General features: G+C 64.3%; 2 protein-coding genes. One reads left to right on the top strand and one right to left on the bottom strand.

Annotation, left to right across the window (positions count from 1 at the left end; genetic code table 11):
• Positions 1 to 234: 234 nt before the first annotated feature.
• Complete coding sequence (locus EN914_RS27585) at positions 235 to 765, bottom strand: invasion associated locus B family protein (protein ID WP_245265346.1); 531 nt, start codon at positions 763 to 765, stop codon at positions 235 to 237.
• A gap of 329 nt (positions 766 to 1094) precedes the next feature.
• On the opposite strand from EN914_RS27585, the gene EN914_RS27580 reads away from it, so the two are divergent.
• A partial coding sequence (locus tag EN914_RS27580) for an inverse autotransporter beta domain-containing protein (RefSeq protein WP_245497851.1) occupies positions 1095 to 3862 on the top strand: 2768 nt, incomplete at its 3' end.

Here is a 3862-nt window from a genome sequence, read left to right as displayed (position 1 = left end):
GCCGGATGACGACAAAGCCGGCGCCGGCGCGCCGGAACAGTCCCGCCGGGCCGATCGAGGCTCCGGTCGCATAGTGGAAGGCCTCGGGCGCGCACAGCACCAGCGCCTCGATGCCGGCGCGGTCCATCAGTTGCGCAGCGCGCTGGCGGTCGACAAAGCCTGTCATGGGTTTCTCCACTGTCCGAAGCGGCAACGGAGCATTCCGGGTGCGTACAATCAAGCCGCTGACAACAGCTACTTGATCGATTCCAGCTTGGCGACGGCGGCGGTGAAGCCAGCCAGCGACACCGGGATGGTGACCGGCTTGCGGGTGACCGATTCCATGCCGATGTTCAGATTGGTCCCCGACTTCATGGCCTTGATGAGATCCGCCGACAGCGGCGTGGCGGCATAGGCGCCGTTCTGGTCGCTGGTCTGGATGGCAATCGTCGTCTTCTGGCCCTGATCGATCTGGAAGGAGGCGCCGGACGGCAGGAACAGGCCGTGCGGCAGGGCAAGCAGCATGGCGAGACTGCCATTGGCGTTGTCGCGGCGCACGGTCACGGTCAGCACGCGCTGCCCGGTCTTGGCCTCGGTCAGGTTCTGCGAAAGCTGGCACTGAAGCTCGGTGGTCGCCGAACCGCTGGAGCAGTTCACCGCCCACGGATTGGCATCGGCCGGTTTTGCATTGCTTTCAGCCGGCTTTGGCTGGGCCGGCTTGGCATCTTCGGCAAGGGCTGGGCCGGTGGCCAGAGCAAGCCACAGGGCGGCCAGCCCCGCGGCCATGCCAAGTAAATTAGATCTAGCTAAAGTAAATGTCATGTTGTTTTGCCGGATGCCTTGCATGTTTCCTCGCCGCGCCCGGTATTCTCCCGAGCATGGCTTGATACAACACCCGCGACTGTTCCGGAAGCCGAGCAGTAGGCAAGCAAGCCGGCGAAATTACTGTGGCTTTTCGGATACAACGAACAATATTGCAGGAGGCCCTCAGAAATCGAAGCGCCGGAGACTCGCTATACAATAGAATTCGAGTAAGATTTTACACGGGGTGCGTGCAGTCCCCGAAGGACTCGCCAGGGATGGGAACTACCGAGACGCCTCGGCAAGTTGGTGAGATGGCGGCGCGTGGGGAGGATTTCCGCGTGCACGCCGGCTATCGCCGTTCGCGAATCGCCAGGCATCTCTGGAAGACGACGGCACTGACGACGCTGGCGCTCGGCCTTTCAGGCATGGCCGCCTATGGCGATCCCAACGGGCTATGGCAGCCGCAGATCCGCGCCATCATCGGCGCCGACAACAATGGCGGCAACGGCGCGCTCGAAGGTTTCATCCCGCTCAAGCAGACGGCCGAATCCGTGCTGTTCCTGGATGTCCGGGCCAAACACGATTTCAAGGACGGTTCCGGCCAGGATGTCGGCCTCGGCATTCGCCGCATCGTCAACCCGGACCTGATGATCGGCGGCTACGCCTATCTCAATCTCGAGAACTACAACTCCACCCAGTTCACCGCCGCCACGCTGGGCGCCGAGGCGATCACGCCTCATTTCGATGCGCATGTGAACGTCTATCTGCCGATCAAGGGTGATTCGACGGATCACTCGACCAGTTCAACCCTGTCGATGGTCAGCAACCAGCTGATCGAGCAGATCTCGGTCCTCGACCACCGCGATTACGCGGCATGGGGCATCGAGGCCGAGATCGGCGCGCAGGTGCCGGTCAACCTGCCCGACAAGCATTCGCTGCGGCTCGACATTGGCGGCTATCATTTCGAGGATCCGCATGGCGACGACGGCAGCGTCACCGGCGCCAAGGCCGGCTTCGAGTATACGATCGGCGATGTCTTAGGCAGCAACACGGAACTGGTCTTCGCCGGCGAGGTCCGCAACGACAATCGCGACGACACCCAGTTCGCCGGCAGTGTGCGGCTGAACATCCCGTTCAATCCCGGCAGCGGCTCGGACAATGGGGCCGACAGCGGGCCGGAGCCGGTCTATCCGGTCAGCGAAGGCCTGCGCAAGCGCGTCAACGAGCGCGTGCGTGGCGATATCGGCGTCCGCGTCCAGTCGCAGACGCTGACCGGCGGCTCGACGACGCGTGTCGCCATCAACGCCGCCACCAATGCCGCCTTCGGCAAGTTCTACTACGCCGATGGCGGCCTCGCCGGCGCCGGCACGCTGGCCGACCCGACGACGCTGGACGACGCCGTGACCAAGTCGGGTGCGAACGGTTTTGTCGTCGCGCTTGGCGGCAACGGCAATCTGACGACTGGCGGGGTGACGCTTGCCAATGGACAGACCGTCATCGGCGGCGGCGAAAGCGTCACCGCAAGGCTTTTCGGCGGCGGCACCAGCACCTTCAACCTGGGCGGCAGCGACGGCACGATCCAGGGCACCAACGTCGCCAACCCCGTCTTTACGCTCGGCAACGGCAACACGCTCAGCGGCATCACCATCACCGGCGGCGGCGACGGCATCTTCGGCAACAACATCACCGGCGCGACGCTGACCAATGTGACGGTCACCGGTGCGGGCGGCAACGGCGCCGACTTCACGGGCAGTTCGACCGGCATCACCGGCTCCAACTTCACCGCCACCGGCAACGGCCTCGACGGCCTGCACATCGACGGCGACGGCACCTACAATTTCACCGGCACGACGCTGCTGCAGGGCAATCTCGACGACGGTCTCGATATCACCGGCAAGGGCACCTACACCTTCGCCACCGTCAATGCGCAGGACAATACCGACCGCGGCATCACCGTGCAGGGCACGTCGACCGGAGGCACGTTCACCACCACCGGCGGCACCGTGTCAGGCAATGGCGGCACCGCCGTCTTCATCGATCCGATCACTGCCCATGTGGTGCTGGACTCGATCAGCCAGAGCGGCGGCACGTCGGGTGTCGTGCTGGAGAATGTCGCGGGCAGCTTCACCGTCAACGGTGCGACGACGATCTCCAACACGACCGGACCGGCGATCGCCATTTCGGATTCGCCGGCGACGATCCGCTTCGGCGACATCAGCATCACCAACCCCGGCGCCGACGGCATCTCGTTTGCCGGCGTCAATGCGGCGGTGGTCGCCGGCAACATCGTCATCTCCGGACTGGGTGTCGGCACCGGCCTCGACTTCTCCGGATCCAAGACCAATTTCACCGCGCAGTCGCTCAGCATCACCGGCACCGGTGCTGCCGGCTCGATCGGCATCGATCTGACGTCGCCGAGCGTTGGCGGCGCGGTGATCATCATCACCGATGGCGGCGTCATCACCAATGTCGATACCGGCGTGCGGCTGGGCATTGCCGGCACGCCGGGCGCCACGGCCAACGCCGAATTTACCTTCGGCGGCAATTCCAGCTCCATCTCGGGCATCACCGCCTCGCTCGATGCGCGCGGGCTCAATGAGGGCAGCGGCCACTACGCTTTCGGCACGACCGCGTTTACCGGCCCGCAACTTTACGATCTGCGCAATTACATCTTCGTTGCGGCCGGGGCTTCGGGCGGCGGCACGTCGATCACCGACCTCGCCTCGATCGAATATGCCGACAACATTACCGCCAGCGACGCCATCATTGTCCTGGTCAACCGCGGGACAATCGACGACGCCACCGGCTTCTCGCTGAGCGACGGACAGGAACTGGCCTCGTTCGGCAATGACCGCGCGTTCTCGCTCGGCGGGGTGCCGTTGAATGTCACCGGCACCAACATCCATCATGACGAATCCATATCGGATTCAGCGGGTGCGGCGACGCTGACCAGTTCCGGCGGCGGTAATGTCGTGACGCTGGGCAACGGCAACACGCTGCTCGATTTCAACGTTTCCGGGGGTTCCGGCTCGGCGATCTACGGCCTGGGCATCAACGGCCTGACCGTCCAGGGCGTGAC

Origin of the sequence: Mesorhizobium sp. M7A.F.Ca.CA.001.08.2.1, from assembly GCF_003998455.1 — a bacterium.
GTDB lineage: Bacteria > Pseudomonadota > Alphaproteobacteria > Rhizobiales > Rhizobiaceae > Mesorhizobium > Mesorhizobium ciceri.
The sequence above is the reverse complement of the archived record's forward strand: the minus strand, read 5'-3'. Positions and strand labels throughout refer to the sequence as shown.